Origin of the sequence: Acinetobacter tibetensis (assembly GCF_023824315.1) — a bacterium.
GTDB lineage: Bacteria > Pseudomonadota > Gammaproteobacteria > Pseudomonadales > Moraxellaceae > Acinetobacter > Acinetobacter tibetensis.
The window spans coordinates 192,745-213,236 of the sequence record NZ_CP098732.1 but is presented as its reverse complement, the minus strand read 5'-3'; the positions used below and the strand labels follow the sequence as shown (position 1 = coordinate 213,236).

The 20,492-nt window shown below is 43.5% G+C and carries 20 protein-coding genes and 1 tRNA gene; 7 read left to right on the top strand and 14 right to left on the bottom strand.

Annotated elements, in window-relative coordinates:
* Positions 1-78: 78 nt before the first annotated feature.
* Positions 79-438 carry a COG3415 family protein gene (locus M5E07_RS00985; protein ID WP_252221159.1) on the top strand — a complete coding sequence of 120 codons (360 nt, stop codon included), beginning with the start codon at positions 79-81 and terminating at the stop codon, positions 436-438.
* Positions 439-819: 381 nt separating this feature from the next.
* Here M5E07_RS00985 and M5E07_RS00980 read toward each other — a convergent pair whose 3' ends face one another.
* The 3 genes from M5E07_RS00980 to M5E07_RS00970 are packed head-to-tail and all read right to left on the bottom strand — an operon-like array spanning position 820 to position 2,816.
* Positions 820-1,206, bottom strand: a complete 387-nt coding sequence (locus M5E07_RS00980) for a DUF4870 family protein (RefSeq protein WP_116759056.1) — start codon at positions 1,204-1,206, stop codon at positions 820-822.
* 30 nt (positions 1,207-1,236) lie between these two features.
* Positions 1,237-1,851 carry a DUF1294 domain-containing protein gene (locus M5E07_RS00975; RefSeq protein ID WP_252221157.1) on the bottom strand — a complete coding sequence of 205 codons (615 nt, stop codon included), beginning with the start codon at positions 1,849-1,851 and terminating at the stop codon, positions 1,237-1,239.
* Positions 1,852-1,865: 14 nt separating this feature from the next.
* Entirely contained in the window at positions 1,866-2,816 is a 951-nt protein-coding gene (locus M5E07_RS00970; RefSeq protein ID WP_252221155.1) for a homoserine kinase, read from the bottom strand.
* A 113-nt stretch (positions 2,817-2,929) separates the two neighbouring features.
* On the opposite strand from M5E07_RS00970, the gene hisF reads away from it, so the two are divergent.
* Positions 2,930-3,688, top strand: a complete 759-nt coding sequence (gene hisF, locus M5E07_RS00965; RefSeq protein ID WP_116759059.1) for an imidazole glycerol phosphate synthase subunit HisF — start codon at positions 2,930-2,932, stop codon at positions 3,686-3,688.
* A 150-nt stretch (positions 3,689-3,838) separates the two neighbouring features.
* Here the strand turns inward: hisF and M5E07_RS00960 are convergent, their stop codons facing one another.
* Positions 3,839-4,507, bottom strand: a complete 669-nt coding sequence (locus tag M5E07_RS00960) for a sterol desaturase family protein (RefSeq protein ID WP_252221153.1) — start codon at positions 4,505-4,507, stop codon at positions 3,839-3,841.
* 103 nt (positions 4,508-4,610) lie between these two features.
* Here M5E07_RS00960 and M5E07_RS00955 point away from each other — a divergent pair, with 103 nt between their 5' ends.
* Positions 4,611-5,618: an AraC family transcriptional regulator gene (locus tag M5E07_RS00955; protein WP_116759153.1), complete on the top strand. Its 1,008-nt coding sequence runs from the start codon at positions 4,611-4,613 to the stop codon at positions 5,616-5,618.
* A gap of 126 nt (positions 5,619-5,744) precedes the next feature.
* Positions 5,745-6,440 (top strand): aquaporin Z, encoded by a 696-nt coding sequence (aqpZ, locus tag M5E07_RS00950; RefSeq protein WP_252221151.1) that lies wholly within the window; start codon positions 5,745-5,747, stop codon positions 6,438-6,440.
* Between the two features lie 51 nt (positions 6,441-6,491).
* Here the strand turns inward: aqpZ and M5E07_RS00945 are convergent, their stop codons facing one another.
* Complete coding sequence (locus M5E07_RS00945; protein WP_252221149.1) at positions 6,492-6,737, bottom strand: hypothetical protein; 246 nt, start codon at positions 6,735-6,737, stop codon at positions 6,492-6,494.
* A gap of 41 nt (positions 6,738-6,778) precedes the next feature.
* On the bottom strand, positions 6,779-7,855 hold the full coding sequence (locus M5E07_RS00940; RefSeq protein WP_116759154.1) for a DNA/RNA non-specific endonuclease: 1,077 nt from the start codon (positions 7,853-7,855) through the stop codon (positions 6,779-6,781).
* Positions 7,856-8,105: 250 nt separating this feature from the next.
* Here M5E07_RS00940 and M5E07_RS00935 point away from each other — a divergent pair, with 250 nt between their 5' ends.
* Positions 8,106-8,561, top strand: a complete 456-nt coding sequence (locus M5E07_RS00935; RefSeq protein WP_252221147.1) for a hypothetical protein — start codon at positions 8,106-8,108, stop codon at positions 8,559-8,561.
* 93 nt (positions 8,562-8,654) lie between these two features.
* Here the strand turns inward: M5E07_RS00935 and M5E07_RS00930 are convergent, their stop codons facing one another.
* Positions 8,655-10,532 carry a potassium transporter Kup gene (locus M5E07_RS00930; RefSeq protein ID WP_252221145.1) on the bottom strand — a complete coding sequence of 626 codons (1,878 nt, stop codon included), beginning with the start codon at positions 10,530-10,532 and terminating at the stop codon, positions 8,655-8,657.
* A gap of 121 nt (positions 10,533-10,653) precedes the next feature.
* On the opposite strand from M5E07_RS00930, the gene M5E07_RS00925 reads away from it, so the two are divergent.
* Positions 10,654-10,744 (top strand) — tRNA-Ser (locus tag M5E07_RS00925).
* A 226-nt stretch (positions 10,745-10,970) separates the two neighbouring features.
* Here the strand turns inward: M5E07_RS00925 and M5E07_RS00920 are convergent.
* The 7 genes from M5E07_RS00920 to M5E07_RS00890 form a co-directional block, all read right to left on the bottom strand.
* Positions 10,971-11,921: a hypothetical protein gene (locus M5E07_RS00920; protein WP_252221143.1), complete on the bottom strand. Its 951-nt coding sequence runs from the start codon at positions 11,919-11,921 to the stop codon at positions 10,971-10,973.
* A gap of 134 nt (positions 11,922-12,055) precedes the next feature.
* Positions 12,056-13,120 carry an enoyl-CoA hydratase/isomerase family protein gene (locus M5E07_RS00915; protein ID WP_252223636.1) on the bottom strand — a complete coding sequence of 355 codons (1,065 nt, stop codon included), beginning with the start codon at positions 13,118-13,120 and terminating at the stop codon, positions 12,056-12,058.
* A gap of 9 nt (positions 13,121-13,129) precedes the next feature.
* Positions 13,130-13,933 carry an enoyl-CoA hydratase gene (locus tag M5E07_RS00910; RefSeq protein ID WP_252221141.1) on the bottom strand — a complete coding sequence of 268 codons (804 nt, stop codon included), beginning with the start codon at positions 13,931-13,933 and terminating at the stop codon, positions 13,130-13,132.
* A gap of 93 nt (positions 13,934-14,026) precedes the next feature.
* Positions 14,027-15,151, bottom strand: a complete 1,125-nt coding sequence (locus M5E07_RS00905) for an acyl-CoA dehydrogenase family protein (protein WP_148827095.1) — start codon at positions 15,149-15,151, stop codon at positions 14,027-14,029.
* A 126-nt stretch (positions 15,152-15,277) separates the two neighbouring features.
* The gene (locus M5E07_RS00900; protein ID WP_252221139.1) at positions 15,278-16,933 is read right to left on the bottom strand and encodes an AMP-binding protein; all 1,656 of its coding nucleotides are present in this window, start codon (positions 16,931-16,933) and stop codon (positions 15,278-15,280) included.
* An 85-nt stretch (positions 16,934-17,018) separates the two neighbouring features.
* Positions 17,019-17,909, bottom strand: a complete 891-nt coding sequence (gene mmsB, locus M5E07_RS00895) for a 3-hydroxyisobutyrate dehydrogenase (protein ID WP_252221137.1) — start codon at positions 17,907-17,909, stop codon at positions 17,019-17,021.
* 11 nt (positions 17,910-17,920) lie between these two features.
* Positions 17,921-19,438 carry a CoA-acylating methylmalonate-semialdehyde dehydrogenase gene (locus M5E07_RS00890; RefSeq protein WP_252221130.1) on the bottom strand — a complete coding sequence of 506 codons (1,518 nt, stop codon included), beginning with the start codon at positions 19,436-19,438 and terminating at the stop codon, positions 17,921-17,923.
* Between the two features lie 169 nt (positions 19,439-19,607).
* On the opposite strand from M5E07_RS00890, the gene M5E07_RS00885 reads away from it, so the two are divergent.
* Positions 19,608-20,489 (top strand): LysR family transcriptional regulator, encoded by an 882-nt coding sequence (locus tag M5E07_RS00885; protein ID WP_252221128.1) that lies wholly within the window; start codon positions 19,608-19,610, stop codon positions 20,487-20,489.
* Positions 20,490-20,492 lie beyond the last annotated feature (3 nt).

Here is a 20,492-nt window from a genome sequence, read left to right as displayed (position 1 = left end):
TTTATTTAACTTAATTATTTTTTTGCAACAACTATGCCATATAATATAAAAAATCTTATTTTAAAATGAGACAAGTTAATGCCTAGATACTCTATTGAACTACGTAAAGCTGCAATTCAAGCCTACAAGATAACCGACTACAAAGTAGCGGTATGCAAACAATTCAACATTTCCCGTGTCACCCTTGATGCTTGGATCAAGCTTGAAGAAGAAACCGGAGATCTTGCACCCAAGCCGAGTGAAAAGCGTGGCGCACCAAGTCATATTAAGGATTGGGATAGCTTTCAAGTGTTTGTTAAGAAAACAAAATTTCAGAATATTAGTGACCTAGTTCCGCTTTTTGAACAAGAGTTTGGCTATGCAGTTTCATATGCGGTTTTGGTTCGCGCGATTCATGTTTTGGGCTTACGTCGACGTCGTGGTCGGTTTTATTCTTAATCATTTTTTAAATAAATTAAACTTACTTATTTAATTAAATAAATATACATATATGTAAAGTTAATTTATTAAAAATGTAAATTACAATTATTAAAAATTTAAATCTTAAAATAAAAAAAGTAACTCTTAATTATTAAAAACGTAAATTTATTAATAGAAAAATGTAAATTATTTACTAAAAATTTTAAACTTTAAAACCATCATGTAAAGTTTACGCCCCAAAAAATCCCAGCTTGGGGCACAATACTGCCAAGCAGTGGTGCACTAGGTCTCAGGATCGGGCAAAAAAAAGAGTGGCAAAAGCCACTCTTTTCATTTGAGATGTCATCTCACTGCAAACCAAATCTAAAGCTCTCGACTTATCATTTGCTAGAAGTTTTTTTAAATAGGTTGATTATCATTTAAAGTGATAATTCCACGAATAGCACGATAGACAATCCAAATCCATGACAGTGCAATCACGCTAATACAAAAGATGGTACTGCCCAAAGCAACACCAGCAAACAAATCTGGGTTATTTCCAGTAAAGAATAAGAAAAAGAACGGCACAAATGCAATCACGTTCCAGAATAAATACCACCAGAAACTTCGGATTTGCCAGATAAAGTGGCTTTCGAAGATTGAGCCACGAACATCATTGAGTTTGACATAATTAATAATCAAGGCGATGAGTGCCAATAAGCCACCTGTAAAAATCGCAATGATGTAAAGGACGTATAACACCAGCGTTAAGCTACGATTAGGATCCTGATCAATGGGTTTATTCATTTTTCTCCCCGTATTGTTAAAACTCCCTCTCTAGATTGGCAAGCTATTTAGAGGAGAGATCAGCCATAAAATAAGTAATAGATTTAAGGCTATAGTACAGAAATACACCTTCCTGAAAGGTTGTTTTTGTGTTTTATGTCGCAACTTTTGTTGGGCTAACCATGCCGCTGGCCACCCACCCAAGAAGGCCAAAACATGCAGTGTTTGTTCGGGCACACGACGCCCACCCAATTGTGCGGCTTCTTTATCTTGTGCATAGAACCAATAACTTGCTGCATTCATCAAGCAAATCAATAACAACACTAAACCACTCAGTAGTCCCGCAATCACTAAAACGGCCAAAACCACAAAGTAAGCCATACCTGCCAATTGCATGACGGAATGCTTTTGTGGCGGAGTCGGCTTGGCTTTGGGCTTCTGACCTGTTTGTGAGGCTTTTAAATACGTGACCTGTTGTGCGCGAAAGCGCCCCTGACCATCCAACAAGACCATATATTCCAAGGCACAGCCAACAATTGGACGCGGACCAGGTCGCGCGAAGTCCTTAATATGTAAGAACACCCGCTCTTTATTGGTCTCATTGGGTTGAATAAAGCCGTAGCCTTTATCATCAAACCATTCTACCAAGCGTCCCTGATCTCGCATGTGATCTTCCTTGTTTAACCATTTACAAATTTTAAGCGTTCAATCAGCATATTACGCATTTCTAAAGGATTTTTCTGCAAAATGTCGTCACCCGTGCGTCCTTCAGCGGCATTTTTTTGTGCCACTTGCAAACGCATCATCCAGAAACGACCTGCTGCCATCGCCAAATAAAGCTCCAAACAGGCTTTCTCATCTTCAGTAAGAGGACGAACCGTTTGATAGGCGGTGAGGAAGGCCAAGGCTTTTTCTTCATCTAAATGCACCTCTGGATATTCAGTACAGAAGTCATTCAGGGTAATTGCGATGTCAAACAACAACTCATCTTTGTTCAATTCATAAAAATCGAGAATGCCCTTGAGTTGCTCCCCTTCAAATAAGGTGTTGTCACGGAACAAATCTGAGTGGATAAAGCCTTTTGGTCGATCTGGATAAATCGCGGTCATGGCATCATACAAACCGAGCAATTCATTCAACAACACTGTATCTGCCGCGTTTAGCGTGGGTTTAATTTCGCGTGACACCTGACGCCAGTATTGATGGTTACGGTACTGGGCACGTTCAAGTGGAAAATCCTGCAAGGCCACATGCATTTTGGCTTGTGCTACAGCAATCGCTTCCACCTGTGCCACAGAAGCTGGCATCGGATGTTTACCCATTAAACGCGGTGCAATTTGGGCAGGCTTTTGTTTAATAAAGTGAATGGCTTGTCCTGCATGTTTTAACGGTACAGGCACAGCTAGACCTTGCTGTCCTAAATGTTCCAATACAGGCACAATTTCACCCGCACCATGTTCATCCATCTCTTCAAATACGGTTAATACATATTGGCTTTGGTCTTCACAGACCAGAAAATAGTTTGTATTTTGGATACCTCCTTGAATGGGAATCAGGTCAATCACCTCTAATCCATAAGGTGCTGCGAAGTCCTGAACTTCCTTTAAAGTCAAAGTGGTATAAACCGACATAGAAAACCTGCGAAAAATCTTACATAAGTTTGATAGAATACCTTTTCAATCTACCAAGGTGTAGCGCTTGTGTAGGTGAGTTTCATAATCGGCTGTAATTATTGGAAAAAATTATGCTAGCTAAACGTATTATTCCTTGTCTCGACGTCGACAACGGTCGTGTGGTGAAAGGTGTACAGTTCCTTGATATTCGTGATGCAGGTGACCCTGTTGAAGTTGCCCGTCGCTATAACGAACAAGGTGCCGATGAAATTACCTTCCTTGATATTACTGCTACACATCATGGACGCGACACCACTTACCGTACGGTAGAACGTATGGCAGAAAGCGTGTTTGTTCCGCTTACAGTCGGTGGTGGTGTCCGTAAAGTCGAAGATATTCGCTTATTATTAAATGCGGGCGCAGATAAAGTGAGCATTAACTCCGCAGCCATTTATAACCCAGAGTTTGTCCAAGAAGCATCTCAACGCTTTGGGGCACAATGTATTGTAGTTGCGATTGATGCGAAAAAAACTGCAGAAAACAAATGGGAAATTTTCACCCACGGCGGTCGTAAAGAAACAGGCATTGATGCGATTGAATGGGCAGTGAAAATGGCCAACTTCGGTGCGGGTGAGCTTTTAATCACTTCGATGGATGCCGATGGAACCAAAGCAGGTTATGACCTTGGGCTGATGCGTGCCATTAATGACCGCGTCACTATTCCGACCATCGCTTCTGGTGGTGTAGGAACATTGCAACATTTGGCAGATGGCATCTTAAAAGGTGGTGCTGATGCCGTACTGGCAGCATCCATTTTCCACTTTGGACAGCATACTATTCCTGAAGCGAAGCAATATTTGGCAGCGCAAGGCATTGAAATGCGTCTTTAAGCAGGTATTTAATGATCTAAAAGAGCGCCTGGAGCGCTCTTTTTTTATATGCCGATCCTGCAATAAAAACGACTATTAACGGCTCCTAACAAATCAAGCAACCAATAAAACGATTTTAAACATCATCAAGCAGGATTATTGCTGCCAGTATCATTGAACCATTGCGACAGCGTCTTGCTGCTGCACAGCTTCATTTGCCTCAGTTTTTAACGCTAACCCAGTCACCATATTGTTTTTCTCTACCCATTTGGCAGGGAAATAACGTAGCGCCACTTGATTCAATCGCTTCGCAAGCACTTGTGGCAAGGCAATACCCAATGGATTCTGCTCTTGCAAATTCGCAGCCGAAATCACCCGTGTTCCCAATAAATAATCAAACCATGGCTTGGTCACACACCAGTTGGCATCCTGATTGGCATTCATATGATGATCATAATGCCACGGTATTTTCTTCATGGCCCATTCAGGTTCTAAATGTGCTCGACGATGGATGTAAAAATAATTACAGGCACTATATACCGCTGCGGCTGCCATCCCTTTTGAGATGGGATAAAACAAGGCACTGCTCACCCCTGCAACAACCACTAATGACATCACTTCATTTTTGGTGCGCCAATGTGGCAAACCTTCCACATAGCTATCATCATAAAATTGCTGTTTGCGCACCTCTCGATGATGCTCCCAATGTGATTTCATGCTTAAAGGCACTGGGCTATAACGAGGTTGACCTGCACGATGAGTACCATGTAACAGATATTTATGCGCCACCCATTCAAAACCATTTGCAACGACCAATCCTGCTAAAAATCCTTTCCACATAATTTATTTCTCCATTCATAACTTGAATATAGAAAACTGAATGTGATAAATATTGACCATCTACACCCTTAATATTGACAAATCACGACAACAAAAATACATGATGCTTACTCTGAATGATTATACAGGCTCCGTCTATGGTGGACTGGGACACCTGCTGTATGCCTATAGTCAAGCTCAAGGTCTTGTCATTCAGCCTCAATTGCTGAAAGTGCAAAACCTCGAACGCTTTGATTATCGTATTTGGCATGAGTTATTGAATGAATTACAGCAACAAGTGCCTCATCCCGCTCTCGGTTTAGAAATTTCAACCTATGTACAAACAAAACATTTGGGCATTCTGGCTTATCTCGCCCTCGCCTGTGACACTTTAGGCGAAGCCCTCAGCCGTTATCATGATTTTCATCGTCTGATTTATGATGGTAGTCCACTGCAAATTGATCTATCTACCGATTACCTTGCCATTCGCTGGGGTGAATTACCACAGCATCTGACCACGCAACTCACCGACGAAATTGCGATTGCCTTGATGGTGCAGTTCTTAAATCAGAATATGACGACACATCCTATTCAACTGCATGAAGTGCATTTCCGTCATGCTGCTCCGAAAAATAGTCGGCTATATGAACAGTTTTTCCATTGTAAAGTGCGCTTTTCTCAACCTGTTACGCAGGTCTTGCTCCCCGTTGCCGAATTAAATACACCCTTGCAACAAGGCGACCACACCTTACAGCAGTTATTAATGCAGCAAGCACAGGCACTATTAAAGCAATTGCCACATTCAACCCAGTTAGATCAACGTCTCCAACAAGCCATCCTCACGGGTCTACAGAAAAACCAATACCAAATTGAGCTGATTGCCCAACAGCTCAATATTTCAGTGCGACAACTGCAACGTTATTTACAGGCTCAAGGCAGTAATTATCAACAACGTACTCAACAAGTCCGCCAAATGCTCGCAGAGCAATACTTACAAGACCCTCATCTCAGCTTACAAGAGATTGCCCTACTTTTGAGTTATTCCGAGCAAAGTGCTTTTCAACGTGCGTTTAAACTCTGGACTGGAAAAACGCCTCAACAATTCCGTAAACAATATCTACAATCCATATAAGAATTGACAAAAATAAGTATGCTTTTTAATCATTTTTACATTGAGTCATCTTATATTTTTCGTTAAAGATAGACTGTCGTGCTTTAGAACAAAAAATCATCATAACGAATAATACTGGAGATGAAGATGAATAAATATCTCGCCGAACTGCTCGGCACCTTTTGGTTGGTCTTTGGTGGCTGTGGTAGTGCCATCTTTGCCGCAGCGTTTCCTGAACTTGGTATCGGTTTTGCGGGGGTTGCCCTCGCCTTTGGTTTAACCGTCTTAACCGGTGCTTATGCCTTTGGGCATATCTCTGGCGGACATTTCAATCCCGCCGTCAGTATTGGCTTATGGGCGGGTCAACGCTTCGATGGTAAAGACCTGTTGCCCTATCTTGCCGCTCAAGTGATTGGCGCGATTTTGGCGGCTTTTGTGCTGTTCCTGATTGCACAAGGACAAACTGGTTTTATGGGGACAGGTGCTTTCGCCAGCAATGGTTATGCCGAACTTTCCCCTGGAAAATATGGCTTACTTTCAGCACTGATGATTGAAGTGGTACTGACGGCATTTTTCCTGATCGTGATTATGGGGGCTACTGATAAACGTGCGCCAGCAGGTTTCGCACCCATTGCCATCGGTCTCGCGCTAACGCTCATCCACTTAATCAGTATCCCTGTCACCAATACCTCGGTGAATCCGGCCCGCAGCACAGGCGTCGCCCTGTTCGCAGAAACGGAAGCATTGCGACAATTATGGTTATTCTGGCTTGCTCCAATTGCAGGCGCGGTCATCGGCAGTTTAATTTATAAATTTGTTGCACAAAGTAAAACGACTTCTTAAAAAAAAGCCAGTCGATCTAACGCTCGACTGGCTTCCCTCAGGTTTGAGTATTTATAAGAATGGGTTTTCAACGTCCTGAGTCGCAGCATGAATGATTTGTTCTGGTAAGTCTGGTTCTACTTCCAGTGTTGCCACAATCGCATTTAAATAGGCCTGCAAGGCTTTTGCTGCGGCTAACCCTGCCTGATCTTTGCCTATTTGCAAATTGCCATAAATATTGACCCGATCTAATTGATTTTCTAAGGTTAAATCATGAATTGCATGTGATTCTGTGTCATTTTCAAAAGGTTTAAACATAATCACCTCAGAGCCAATACTTCAAATAGATGGGTATTTTTCTACTTCACCAATTGCAACATATACTGCAATAACGCTTCAATCAACTGTTTCACAATCGCATCTTGCGTGTCTGCATCCAGACTAGGGGTCGAACTTGAGGTGGATTTACTGCTGCCAGAACTAAAGCTTTTTTGGGCTGCACTAATCTTTTCCGCAGAAATATCTTCTGCACACTGGCTTTCTGCATCCCAATGCGAATAGGCAATCTCTTGTTTGGCTTTCACCGCAGTCGCGGTCAGCGGCAACTGATAGGTATTACGCTTTTGCTCTTCGGTCAGTTGCGGGAATAAATTGACCCCTATTTGTTCTTCCAAATAACATACACTGACAATTTTCACTTCTTGCGAATTATTGTTTGGTGCGTAATACACCCCAATGGCTCCCGTTTTTGGAATATAAACTGCCTTATACACGGCAGTTGGTACCATAACACCTTGTCCAATCACTTTTAATTTTTTGCTGGTAAACGTTGGGCCCGATACCACATACACAGCAGTCTGATGTTTGGTCACAATGGCACGTGTCGCTTCTTCCAGTTTACGCCACACTTCCTGATTGTTTTTAGGTGCTTGCGGCACCATATTCGCCAAAGAGAAACTGTCAAACTGCGAAGTTTTATTCGGCATGTCGGCATTCGGTGCCATATGACCTCGGTCATAGCCAGAACCACGATAATCTGACAAAGTCGCACGATATTGCGCTGGAATCCGCTCCTCTTCATGGAAGCTGTCTTCACGTGGAATTTTTTGACTTAACCGCTGTGGTGTTAAGGCTTCTGCCACCCAGAGTGGCGTTTTGGACACTCCAGAATACATTACATTAAAGCCGTTAAAACACAAAGCATAGCTCTGTTTTTGTAAGCTTTCTTTGTTTAAATAAGGAGGAACATCTCGATAAAACTGATCGAGACAGGCCGAGTTTGATGCACTCGGTAAAGACAAAAACTGGCTAATTCGCTCTTGTCCAAAGGCAATGGCAAAACTCCCTACGGCAACCACTCCCAACACCACTTTTGAACTGTGCTGATTAAAAAACCAAGGAAAGGATTGCTTTGAACTACGTTTTTTACTGGCCATTACTTTATCAAACGACTGATTTTGCAGGAGCTTAACAAAGCCCTTCTGTAGAAGTATATCTAGATGTGACTGATCGTTTAACAATTCAACAAAATCGTGACAAGCAAGTGAAGGTTGTAACAAATTGTCTGATTTCATCAGGTGTTTAAGTAGCTTATCGATGCAATTGGGTAGATTCCATTGTCAGCCCAATTTTGAATGTGCCAAGGTAATGGCACAACGAACAGTCACAATAAATCACGGAGCCATGATGTCGTCACATAATTTAATTTCAGCAACAGTTTTAGCCTCTGGATTATTACTCGGCTTCAGCAGCGTCAGTGCGTTTGCAGAACCCACAGTACAGGCAGGTGAAACGCTAGAAAGTTTGTCACAAGCCAAAGTGAGCACCAGTATTAATGGACAACCAGGATCCATTCAGGAATTGATTCAATCTGGACAAGTACGTTTGGTCAATACCGAAAATCATCCTACAGCATCCAGTATGAGCGCAGCTCCGAATAGTCTCGAGGATGCATCCGCAGTTGTACCCAATCAAGCCATTCCCCCAGCACCACAATTAAGCTCTTCCGCGAGCCAGCCAATCAATAGTCCAGATACAGAAATCACAAGTCTGCCAGAATCAGAACAAAACCTTGAAGCACAGCCAATACAAGCCCATCCAGAACAGATGCCTGCCGATGCTCAATCCAAAGTCGCACAATAACTAACGCTACTGCAAAACATTTCAATCCGCATAAAAAAACCAAGGACGATGCCTTGGTTTTTTAGCGCTTATGTTTAAGCAAGAGCGAAATGATCAGATTTCAATTTGACTTCCCAATTCCACCACACGATTCGGTGGAATTTGGTAAAAGTCGCTGACGGGACTGGTATTGCGCTGCATCGAAATAAACAGCTTTTCACGCCACGGCGCCAAGCCATCACCCACAGTACTAATAATACGTTCACGCGAAACAAAGAAGCTGATTTGCATTAAGTTATATTCGAGTTCTATCGCTTGATAGACCGCTTCCAACGCCATTGGAATATTCATTTCATCTTTAAAGCCGTAGAACAATTCAACGCGATAAAAATGCTGATTCATGATTTCCACGTGGAATCGATCTTGATCGGTAACATAAGGTACATCCTGAATTTTTACCGTCAAAATGATGTTCTTTTGATGCAAGACCTTATTGTGCTTCATGTTATGTAACATGGCATGTGGCACAACCGTTGGAGTCCCAGTGAGGAAGACTGCTTCCCCTTCGACCCAGTTTGCCTGTTCACCAATACTCTGCACAAATAAATCGAGCGGAAGCGTATCTTGTTGCAGCTTGGAAAAAGTCAGTTCACGACCATCTTTCCACGTCATTAACAACATAAATGCAATTCCGCCAATCAATAACGGCACCCAACCACCTGACAGAACTTTTAGTGACGTAGCACTCACCAAGACCAAATCCAGCAATAAAAATGGTGTAATCAGTAATGCGAGTTTTGGCTTACTCCATTTCCATGCGTAACGTATGAAAACGGCAATCAATAAGGTATCGCAGAGCATGGTCATGGTCACAGCCAAACCGTAAGCATGGGATAAACGCGAACTGGTTTGGAAGATTAGAATTAAAACAATAATCGCTGCGAGCAAAATCCAGTTCAGTAAAGGCACATAAATCTGCCCTTGTTCTGAATCCGACGTGTGCTTAATGCTTAGACGTGGCAAATAACCCAATTGAATGGCTTGGCGTGCCAAGGAGAACACCCCTGAAATGACCGCTTGAGAGGCAATAACTGCTGCCATAGTTGCCAAGAAAATCATTGGGTACAATGCCCATTCTGGTACCAATAAATAGAATGGGTTTTCAATGGCATTTGGGTCACGCAGTAATAATGCGCCTTGCCCTGCATAGTTGAGCAATAAACAAGGTAAAACCACAACAAACCATGCCAAACGGATGGGAACAGGACCAAAATGTCCCATATCGGCATATAAAGCTTCACCACCCGTTACGGTTAACACCACCGCGCCCATGATAAAGAATGCCATCATCGGGTTAGTAATAATAAACTGGATGGCCCAATGCGGACTGAACATCCCCAAAACCAAAGGCGTTTGAATAATGCTGGAGATGCCTAATAGTCCAAGGGCAAAAAACCATAATAAGGTTAAAGGGCCAAAAAACTTACCGACAAAAGCTGTGCCATATTTTTGCATCACAAACAAAGCGGTCACGATACTAATGGCAATGGGCACAATATAAGGATCAAGTGCATCAGTCGCGATGGACAAGCCCTCTACTGCTGACAACACTGAAATGGCAGGGGTAATAATCCCATCACCAAAAAACAGCGAGGCTCCAATAAAGCCAATGGCAATCAACAATAACTTTTTGCGATCACTAAAATTGGTATTGCGTAGATTAAGGGCAAGCAAGGCCATAATGCCACCCTCACCATTGTTGTCTGCACGCATGACGATTGCGACATATTTGATGGTAATGACCAATGTCATTGTCCAAAAGATAATCGACAAAATACCCAAGACATTCTCAGGGTTAATCACTAATCCATGTGCAGCATGGAAAGATTCTTTTAATGCGTAGAGTGGACTGGTTCCGATATCCCCAAACACAACCCCTAATGCTGCCAAGGTAATCGCAGGCAATGCGGCTTTTTTTGCAGAACTTTGCATAAGCTTGTCTTCAATTATCGACACTATTTTTGCAAATCATATCATTGAGCTAAAACTTTTGCTCGAATTCAATTGTTTCACCTTGTCGATGGCTATATTTTTCGATATTATCCTCCGCCATGGTGAAGTGTCCGAGTGGCTGAAGGAGCACGCCTGGAAAGTGTGTAAACGTTTATAGCGTTTCGAGGGTTCGAATCCCTCTTTCACCGCCAAATTCAATTCTTATGCAGTCCCATAAGGTCTAAAAAAGCTTAAATCTAAAGGGTTTAAGCTTTTTTACGTCTCATACAATCCACTTGATCTATTGCAAGCTTGCTATAGCTGGAGGTATAACTGAGGGTAAGTATTTATCCCCCTATTTTTATACCCCTCAACAATAGAAGACATATTTTAGAACGACGATATATTTCTATCTTAGAGCTACTTTAAAATTTGAACTTAATCATCCACTTTCCGAGTTTTTTCTACAATAATGTACTCATTTGGAATAACAATCTGTTTTTCAATATTTCCCACTTTGTAAGACACCAAAGTATTTTTACCAATGCCCTGAAATAACACTTTTACATCCTTAAATATAAAGGTTTGGTCTTGGCTAAGCGCTGAAGTCGTAGTTTTAGGTCGATCAATTAAATTGGCATACGGTGCTTTAATATACAGTGTCGTTTTTTCTATACTAACACCTGTTTTTTGCATCGTATAATTTAAAAATACTTGACCAATATCCCCAATAAAAAACATAGGTGCAAGTGGAATCAGAATAAGAAAACACGCAATTTGTATACTGTCTTTAATATGTATTTCTAATCTCTTTAATTTAGTTTTTGCAAATATTTTAAGATTTTCACTCGCTTCAGGATCGTCAATAATATCTTTTAAGTTTTCGAACTTGTTGCTAAATTCTTTGATCTTAAGTCGATTAATATAAAAAGCATAAGAAAATAAGGCGATAAAGCTGGCCGTAATCACTACATAAAGACTGATTTTCCAATGCAACACCAATAAACCACGAATAAGATATAAAACATAAATGGAGATTGCTAAAGTGCTTATGCTGATCTTTGGGAAAGGCAACTTTTTTCCAATTCTTATATGAGCAGGTAAATACTGATCTACTGTATTAAAAATGAGGTACACCACAGGCATTAAAGAAACGCCAAAGATAAATAGCACCATGCTTAATCCAGCATAGACAATTGAACAAGCAACAAAGATCAATAAAAAAATGAGCGTATCACCAAAGCTGATGTCGGAAGGGATATAACCAATGGTGAGAAGATAAGCGACTAAGCATAATACCCCAATTGCTATAGTCGCTTTGATGATGGTCAGTCCTACTTCATGCCACTGGGTAAAATTATTTAAAAATCTTGTTGTTAAGTCATTCATTCGTGATTTATCCAATTTCTGAGAATGAAATATTAAAATAAATAATTCAAAATTTAAGCAATTTATTCAGATCAAAAGCTATAAAAAAATCCCCCAATACTTTGGAGGATTTTCTGTACGGATTGAAAGCAAACTTACACTTGCACACTCGCCTGACGCTGTTGTCGTGAAGGTGGTAAAAGCTCTTCAAACATCTGCATCAGTTTAGGGTTTTCAGTTTGCCATTTCGGCTGTTTATCCTTATCAATCAACAAAGCCCGTACGCCTTCAATCATGTCACCCTGCTCAAACCAGATATCTTGTAAATCCCGTTCTAACTGCATGCATTGCTCTAAAGATAGCCCCCGCCCAACATGCTGTAGCTTTAGACTGATTTGCTTGGCCAACAAAGAACGTTGCTGCAAATTTGCCAAGATTTTTTCAGCCCAATCCATATAGTCAGTTTCTAATGTATGGGCTAGGCTTTCTTCAATGTGAGCCAATTCAGTATGTGAGAAATGCTGTCGAATCGCATCTTCATACTGTTTTAATTCACTGGGCACAGGTTCTTTTAAATAACGCACGATCATCTGCTCAATTAACTGTTGATTCAACTGGGGTGCCTGTGCCAACTCCGTTTGCAACTGCGCCAAGTGATCACTCGGTACCAAATAGTCAATTAAATCTAAATGCAAGGCATCGCTACTGCTGATTTGTTCACCCGTCACCGCCATATACACGCCAATATCGTCTAAACGAGACAGGAAATGGGTTGCGCCCACATCTGGGAAAAAGCCAATCGCGGTTTCTGGCATGGCAAAACGTGATTTTTCACTGCTGACAATAATCTGGCAAGCTTGTGCCAAACCAAAACCACCACCCAAGACATAGCCATCTAAAAACACCATGACAGGTTTCGCATATTGGCGTAGGCTCTTCAGCATGTGATATTCATCTGCAAAATAGCGCTGATAATTGGCGGTTCCATTTTGATAGCTGTCATAGAGGAAACGAATATCGCCACCTGCACAAAAGGCTTTCGGGCTATTGGAATTAATCAAGACGGCTTGAACCTGATCGTCCTCACGCCACAGTTCTAACTGCTGGCTAATGCCATGAATCATGCTTAAGGACAGTGCATTCAAATGACTCGCTCGATCTAGCGTAATCACGCCTAAATGCCCTTGGACACTAATCTGTAAATTATTTTCCATGCGCAGACTCCTTATTTATTGATTTTTAAATTCGGCTGGTCGCTTTTCCACAAAGGCTTTCATGCCTTCTTTCTGGTCTACAGTTGCAAAAATGGAATGGAAAGTACGACGTTCAAAGCGTAATCCTTCACTCAAACTCACCTCAAAGGCGCGATTAATGCTTTCTTTAATCATCATGGTGGCAGTGAGGGATCGCTGTGCAATTTTTTCCGCAGCCTCTAAGGTATAGGCCAATAACTCCTCTTTCGGTAGGATGCGCGCCACTAAACCACTTTGTTCTGCCTCAACCGCGCCCATTTGCCGTGCGGTTAAACACATTTCCATGGCTTTGGCTTTACCCAAGGCCAAGGTTAAACGCTGCGTTCCGCCAATCCCCGGAATCACCCCAAGAGTTACTTCAGGCAAACCAAATTTGGCATTATCCGCACAATAAATAAAATCGCACATCAAAGCTAACTCGCAGCCACCACCCAGTGCATAGCCACTCACCGCAGCAATCAACGGTTTACGACGCTGCGCAATCCGATCTGCCAAATGGAAAAAATCATCAAAATAGATATTCGGGAAATTCAGCTCGGCCATTTCTTTAATATCAGCCCCCGCGGCAAAGGCTTTTTCCGAACCCGCCAACACCATACAGCCAATTTCAGCATCGCGTTCAAACTGGTCTAAGGCTTGGTTAATTTCGGCAATCAGTTGACTGTTCAAAGCATTCAACGCTTGAGGACGGTTCAAGGTAATAACTCCGACACCCTTGCGCTTTTCAACTAAAATGGTGTCCCACTGTAAATCTTCAATGAATGTTTCTTCCCACTGCATGTTGCGATCCTTTCTCTATAGACCAATACACATGTAACGTTAAAATCTCGTGATCACTCACATGTGCAAGGGTCAGTTTTTTCGATATTGGGTTTATAAACTACGGGCTATCACCAAGCGTTGAATATCGCTGGTGCCTTCGTAAATCTGACAAATCCGAGCATCACGATAAATTCGCTCAATTGGGAAATCTTTCAGATAGCCATAACCCCCAAAGATTTGTAAGGCATTTGAACAGACCCGCTCGGTCATTTCAGAGGCAAACAGCTTCGCCATCGACGCTTCGGTTAAACACGGTTGACCCGCTTCTTTTAAACGCGCCGCCTGATGTACCAACTGACGTGCTGCGGCAATTTCTGTTGCCATACTGGCCAGTCGGAATGAAACTGCTTGCTGCTCAAAAATTGGCTTCCCAAAAGCTACACGCTCCTTGGCATAACGGGTGGCTTCCTCCAAAGCAGCGCGGGCCAATCCAACGGCTTGAGCGGCAATGCCAATGCGTCCGCCCTCCAAATTAGACAAGGCAATTTTTAAACCTTCGCCTTCTTTACCCAACAACATACTTTTGTGCACGCGCACATCGGTCAAAGCAATTTGGCAAGTGTCAGAGGCATGTAAACCCAATTTTTCTTCGACCCGAATGACTTCGTAGCCAGGTGTATTACGCGGGACTAAAAAGGCACTCATGCCTTTTTTCCCAGCGCTCGGATCGGTCACGGCAAACACGATAATCACGCCTGCGTTATGTCCTGAAGTAATAAATTGCTTGGCACCATTGATAATATAATGGTCACCATCTTTCACAGCGCGGGTTTTAATGGCTGCAGCATCGGAACCGGTATGTGGTTCAGTCAGTGCAAAAGCGCCAATCATTTCCCCTTTGGCTAAAGGCACCAGAAATTGCTGCTTTTGTTCTTCGGTACCAAATTTCAAAATCGGCACGCAACCCACCGAATTATGCACACTCATGATGGCCGATGTTGCGCCATCCGCAGCGGCAATTTCTTCCAGCGCCAGTACATAAGCCAAGTTGCCTGTTGCCGAACCACCCCATTCTTCAGGCACCAACATCCCCATAAAACCCAATTGCCCCATTTGCTGTAAGGCTTGCGCAGGGAAAGTCCCCTGTCGATCCCACTCACTGGCATAGGGTTTAATTTGTTCTTGAGCAAAACTTTTTGCCATGTCCTGAATCAGGACTTGTTCTTCAAAAAACATACCTTGTCGATCCCACTCACTGGTATTCGGTTTCATCTGTTCTTGGGCAAAACTTTTCGCCTTGTCCTGACTCAGGACGTGTTCCTCAGTGAATTGCATAAATCCTTTCCTTACAATCTTTTCAATTTAAACAGTAGCCGCAGTTTGTTGTTTAGCAATTTCCTGATTGCGCAGTAAAAAGCGCTGAATTTTTCCACTTGGTGTTTTTGGCAGCTCAGTCACAAACTCAATCAAACGCGGATAAGCATGGGCAGATAAGCGTTTTTTCACAAATTGGCTCAGTTCATTTTCGAGTTCAGTACTGGCTGCACTTTCACCGGATAAAATCACAAAAGCTTTAATCACTTCGGTTCGCTCAGGGTCAGGCACACCAATCACGGCGGCTTCAATCACTGCATCATGCTCTAGCAATGCACTTTCAACATCGAATGGCCCCACACGATAGCCTGACGTGGTAATGACATCATCACTGCGTCCGACAAAACTCATGCTGCCATCGGCATGTATTTCAGCGGTATCACCCGTTAAATAATAATGTCCAATAAAGGGTGATTTACGGCTTTCTTGATAGCCGCCAAACCACATCATCGGAGACTGGCTTATGTCTACAGCTAAAATTCCTGGGGTATCTGCACCCAGTTCATTGCCCTGTTCATCTAGTGCCACAACACGATAGCCGGGACTGGCAAAACCTGCCGAGCCTGCGCGAACCTCATGTTCTAGCGCATGGTGGTTACACACCACCATTCCCACTTCGGTTTGGCCATAATGGTCATAGATTGGCGCATCTAATACTTGTTTGAACCAGCGAAACACTTCAGGATTCAATGGCTCACCTGCACTGCTGACCACACGGAATTTGCCATGTAATTTCGCCATTTGCTGCGGATCAGCCGCCATCATCATACGGTAGGCTGTGGGTGCTCCTGCCAAGTTATTCACGCCATAGTCATTTACAATTTGGCATAGACTGTCGGCAGTAAATGCGCCTTCATAAAAAATGGTCGGATGACCCAATAAGAGCGGGCCAGTAATGCCGTAATACAATCCATACGCCCACCCCGGATCGGCAATATTCCAAAACGAATCTTCAGCTCTTAAACCAATCGCATCTTGCATATAGCCACCAAATGCAATCAGCGCTTTGAGTGGCACTTGTAAGGGTTTAGCAGGGCCTGTCGTGCCTGATGTAAACATCAACAAGAATGGATCTTGGATGTTCATCATCTCCAATTCGCACTGATCAGACTGACGATTAACTTCTGCCCAAAAGCTATAATCCCCTTGATACAGCCCTGTGCCTTTGGCTCCCGTGACCGTCACAATTGCAGGGCAACCCTCTACGTCGTGCAATTTTTCACGATTGCCCACATCGGTCACCACCAGTTTGCTTTGTGCCAACTGTAAGCGGTGCTCAATGGCTTTCGGACCAAATGCTGTAAATAAAGGTTGATAGACTGCGCCAATCCGCCATACCGCTAAAATGGTAATAATCAGCTCTGGTGTCCGCGGCAATAAACCAGAAACGCGGTCACCTTTAGACACGCCTTGTGACTTTAAAAAGTTGGCAAATTGGCTAGCACGTTGCTGTAACTCTCGAAAGGTATATTGCTCTTTACGACCATCTTTACCCTGCCAAAACAAGGCAATTCGCCCTGGCAAAGCATGTCGATCGCAACATTCATAACATGCATTCAGTGCATCGATTGAACCTGATAGAAACCGTTGCGCAGCCTGTTGCAAATCAAAATTTTGCTGCGCTTGTAGATAATTTGAAGCCATCCTTTCACCTCAGTCACATTTTTGTTATTCACGACAAGGGTTTTCTTATAGGGTGCATTCATTGCACCCTTTCATTTCTTTTAAATCAATTTTCTCGGGGTAAATACTGCTGGATAATGCTAGAAAAATCTAAATGCGCATTGCCTTGCAAACACAGTTGTTGATACAACTGCTGTGCCAAACCCCCGAGTAATACAGGTTGCTTGACTTGGCCTGCCGCTTCGATGGCCAAACCTAAATCTTTTAACATGAGTTGCGAGGCAAAACCGTCGGTATAACCACGTCCTGCGGGTGCATTCGGGCTAATGTCTGGCCAAGGATTACAGATTTCCGAACTCCAGCAACGACCACTTGAACTATTGATCACGCCTGCCAATGCATGGGTATCAATGCCCAATCGACTGCCCAAAGCCATGCCTTCTGCCACGGCCGCCATAGAAATTCCGAGAATCATGTTATTGCAAATTTTAGCAATTTGCCCTGCACCCACCGCACCACAGTGCACCGTGTTTTTGCCCATAAAGCTTAAAATCGGCTGCACGCGCTCATAGGTCACATCATCAGCGCCGACCATAAAGGTCAAGGTGCCCGCTTTGGCGCCAATGGTGCCACCAGACACAGGCGCGTCACAGACTTGAACCTGATGCTTCAAGCCCTCAGCAGCAACATCTTTAATGGTTTGCGGGTCAATGGTACTCGAGTCAATACAGAGGCTACCTGCCCGCATCACCGCCAGAATCCCCATTTCCCCCAAATACACGTCACGTACATGCTTGGCTGCGGGCAACATACTAATCACCACATCTGCCTGCTCAGCCGCAGCTTGCGGACTGTCACAAACAATTCCACCACTTTCGGCAAACTGTTGTAAGGCTTTTTCACTCAGATCATAGCCCAACACTGTTTGCCCTGCTTTGAGCAGGTTCTGTGCCATCGAACCGCCCATATTCCCTAAACCAATGAAAGCTATCTTCATCTCGCTACTCCTTAGCGTAAACTGATGGTGGTATTGACTTCCCCTGCCTCTTGACTGTCTTCAAACCAACGACTGGTAATGGTTTTGGTTTGGGTATAGAACTGAACTGCTTGTTTGCCATAAGGGCCTAAGTCACCGAGCTTTGAGCCACGCGAACCTGTGAAACTAAAGAATGGGACAGGGACTGGAATTGGAATATTGATGCCCACTTGACCAATATCAATACGGTTTTGGAAACTACGTGCCACTGCACCACTTTGAGTAAATAAGCCTACGCCATTCCCAAATGGATTGGCATTGACCAGTTCAATCGCCTCATCCAAAGTCTCCACACAGAGAATGGTCAGTACAGGGCCAAAAATTTCTTCTTTATAAATACGCATAGCCGTGGTGACATTGCTAAACACCGTTGCCCCAACAAAGTTGCCATTTTCATAGCCTTTGACTTGAATATCACGACCATCCAATAACAATTCAGCGCCTTGTTCTACACCACTGTTAATTAAATCAATCACACGGGCTTTGGCACGCGGTGAAATCACTGGACCAATATCCGTATTCGGCTCATGTCCCGCATTCACGCTCAAAGTTTTGGCTTTTGCAACCAATTCATTGATCCAGTGTTTACTGTCACCGACCATGACTGCAACTGAAAGCGCCATGCAACGTTGCCCTGCCGCACCAAAGGCTGCACCGACCATGGCATTTAGGGTTTGTTCTTTATTGGCATCAGGCATCACGACCACATGGTTTTTCGCGCCCATCATCGATTGCACGCGCTTGCCATGTTGACCCGCCAAGTTGTAGACATGCGTACCGACAGCAGTTGAGCCGACAAAAGAAATGGCTTTAATGTCTTGATGCGTACACAGTGCATCGACCACATCTTTGCCGCCATGCACCACATTCAGTACGCCTGCGGGAATACCGGCTTCGATTGCCAACTCGACCAACATCATGGTGGAGAGCGGATCTTGTTCAGATGGCTTCAAAACAAAGGTATTGCCGCAGACGATTGCCATGGGGAACATCCACAAAGGAATCATCGCAGGGAAGTTAAATGGCGTAATGCCCGCACAGACACCCAAAGGTTGCTGTAAAGTATAGGTATCTACGCCACGTGCCACCCCTTCGGTATATTCGCCCATTTGCAACGTGCCAATTGAACAGGCATGTTCCACCACTTCTAAACCACGCTGAATATCACCTTCAGCATCGGCCAAGGTTTTGCCCTGTTCCGCAGTGAGTACTTGTGCAATTTTCTTGGCATTGGCCCGAATGAGTTCCTGCAATTTCAGCATAATACGCATTCGGGCTTGAATCGGGGTTTCTCGCCAACTCGCAAATGCCGCTTTTGCCGAAGCAATCGCAGCTTGTACTTCTTCAGGCGTTGCAAAAGGGACTAAACCAATCACTTCTTGAGTTGCTGGATTAACAATGTCTTGCCATTGCTGGGTTTTAGACTCGATAAACTCACCGTTAATCAATAATTTAGCTGTGGCAACTTGGATTTTAGAAACCGTATTCATAACCTCTCCATAGGCATTCATTTTTATTGTGTTGCGGCTGAACCCTACGACTTAAACCGTATGTTCAATTTGTGATTTTCAACTCAGACTAGCAAAGAAAACTTTGACCACCAATGCAAATTGGTGCACGATGGTTGTGCAATTTTGCACAGGATGTGGAAAATAAAAAATGAAAGTAGATTGGGATCATCTGCAATTTTTTTTGGTCTTGGCACGTGCCAAAACTCTGACCAATGCAGCACGGATTATTGGGGTTGAACACAGTACTGTGGCACGACGGATACAATCCTTAGAAGTCGCGTTAGGTACACCCTTATTTAAACGTGAAGCCACAGGATATGAACTCACTGTCGATGGCATGGCACTGGTGCCGCGCGTAGAGCAAATGGAACAGGCTTTTTTGCAAATTCAAAAACCGCAACAGCCACTTGAAGGTCGCGTGCGAATTGGTGCACCCGAAGGTTTTGGCACAGCATTTTTGACCCAATTATTGGCAGAACTGTCGCAGCAATTTCCGCTGCTCACGATTGACCTGATTCCTGTTCCCAAGATGATTAAGCTGTCACATCGCGAAGCCGATATTGTCATTTCGATTGACCGACCTAAATCAGGTCCTTACATCATTACCCGACTGACCGATTATTGTTTAAAAATTTACGGCAGCAAAAGCTATCTGGCACAACATCCACCCATTCAAAATATGGAAGATTTAGCCCGCCATCGTTTTGTCAATTATATTGATGATCTGATTTATAGTTCGGAGCTGTATTGCTTGGAACGGCTACCCATTCCACTGACCGCCAATTTTCGTAGTAGCAGTATTTTAGCGCAGCAAATTGCGGTCAATGCAGGCGCAGGCTTGGCCATCTTGCCGCAATTTCTGGCCCATGATCAGCCCAATTTAGAACAAGTTTTGCCCGAGCAGGTACGCTTCACGCATACCTTTTGGATGCTGACGTTTGTCGACCTACAACACGAACCACGGATTAAATTGGTCTGGGATTATCTGCGCAAACAGGCCGACCTCAAACAACGCATTCTAATGAATTAAGAC

Coding starts and splice junctions, on each gene's coding strand:
- mmsB (WP_252221137.1), bottom strand. CDS start 17,909: ATGAAGATAGCTTTCATTGGTTTAGGGAATATGGGCGGTTCGATGGCA.
- M5E07_RS00890 (WP_252221130.1), bottom strand. CDS start 19,438: ATGAATACGGTTTCTAAAATCCAAGTTGCCACAGCTAAATTATTGATT.
- M5E07_RS00940 (WP_116759154.1), bottom strand. CDS start 7,855: ATGGCCAGTAAAAAACGTAGTTCAAAGCAATCCTTTCCTTGGTTTTTT.
- M5E07_RS00920 (WP_252221143.1), bottom strand. CDS start 11,921: ATGAATGACTTAACAACAAGATTTTTAAATAATTTTACCCAGTGGCAT.
- aqpZ (WP_252221151.1), top strand. CDS start 5,745: ATGAATAAATATCTCGCCGAACTGCTCGGCACCTTTTGGTTGGTCTTT.
- M5E07_RS00905 (WP_148827095.1), bottom strand. CDS start 15,151: ATGTTTTTTGAAGAACAAGTCCTGATTCAGGACATGGCAAAAAGTTTT.
- M5E07_RS00945 (WP_252221149.1), bottom strand. CDS start 6,737: ATGTTTAAACCTTTTGAAAATGACACAGAATCACATGCAATTCATGAT.
- M5E07_RS00885 (WP_252221128.1), top strand. CDS start 19,608: ATGAAAGTAGATTGGGATCATCTGCAATTTTTTTTGGTCTTGGCACGT.
- M5E07_RS00970 (WP_252221155.1), bottom strand. CDS start 2,816: ATGTCGGTTTATACCACTTTGACTTTAAAGGAAGTTCAGGACTTCGCA.
- M5E07_RS00910 (WP_252221141.1), bottom strand. CDS start 13,933: ATGCAGTGGGAAGAAACATTCATTGAAGATTTACAGTGGGACACCATT.
- M5E07_RS00900 (WP_252221139.1), bottom strand. CDS start 16,933: ATGGCTTCAAATTATCTACAAGCGCAGCAAAATTTTGATTTGCAACAG.
- M5E07_RS00955 (WP_116759153.1), top strand. CDS start 4,611: ATGCTTACTCTGAATGATTATACAGGCTCCGTCTATGGTGGACTGGGA.
- M5E07_RS00935 (WP_252221147.1), top strand. CDS start 8,106: ATGTCGTCACATAATTTAATTTCAGCAACAGTTTTAGCCTCTGGATTA.
- M5E07_RS00930 (WP_252221145.1), bottom strand. CDS start 10,532: ATGCAAAGTTCTGCAAAAAAAGCCGCATTGCCTGCGATTACCTTGGCA.
- M5E07_RS00975 (WP_252221157.1), bottom strand. CDS start 1,851: ATGCGAGATCAGGGACGCTTGGTAGAATGGTTTGATGATAAAGGCTAC.
- M5E07_RS00960 (WP_252221153.1), bottom strand. CDS start 4,507: ATGTGGAAAGGATTTTTAGCAGGATTGGTCGTTGCAAATGGTTTTGAA.
- M5E07_RS00985 (WP_252221159.1), top strand. CDS start 79: ATGCCTAGATACTCTATTGAACTACGTAAAGCTGCAATTCAAGCCTAC.
- hisF (WP_116759059.1), top strand. CDS start 2,930: ATGCTAGCTAAACGTATTATTCCTTGTCTCGACGTCGACAACGGTCGT.
- M5E07_RS00980 (WP_116759056.1), bottom strand. CDS start 1,206: ATGAATAAACCCATTGATCAGGATCCTAATCGTAGCTTAACGCTGGTG.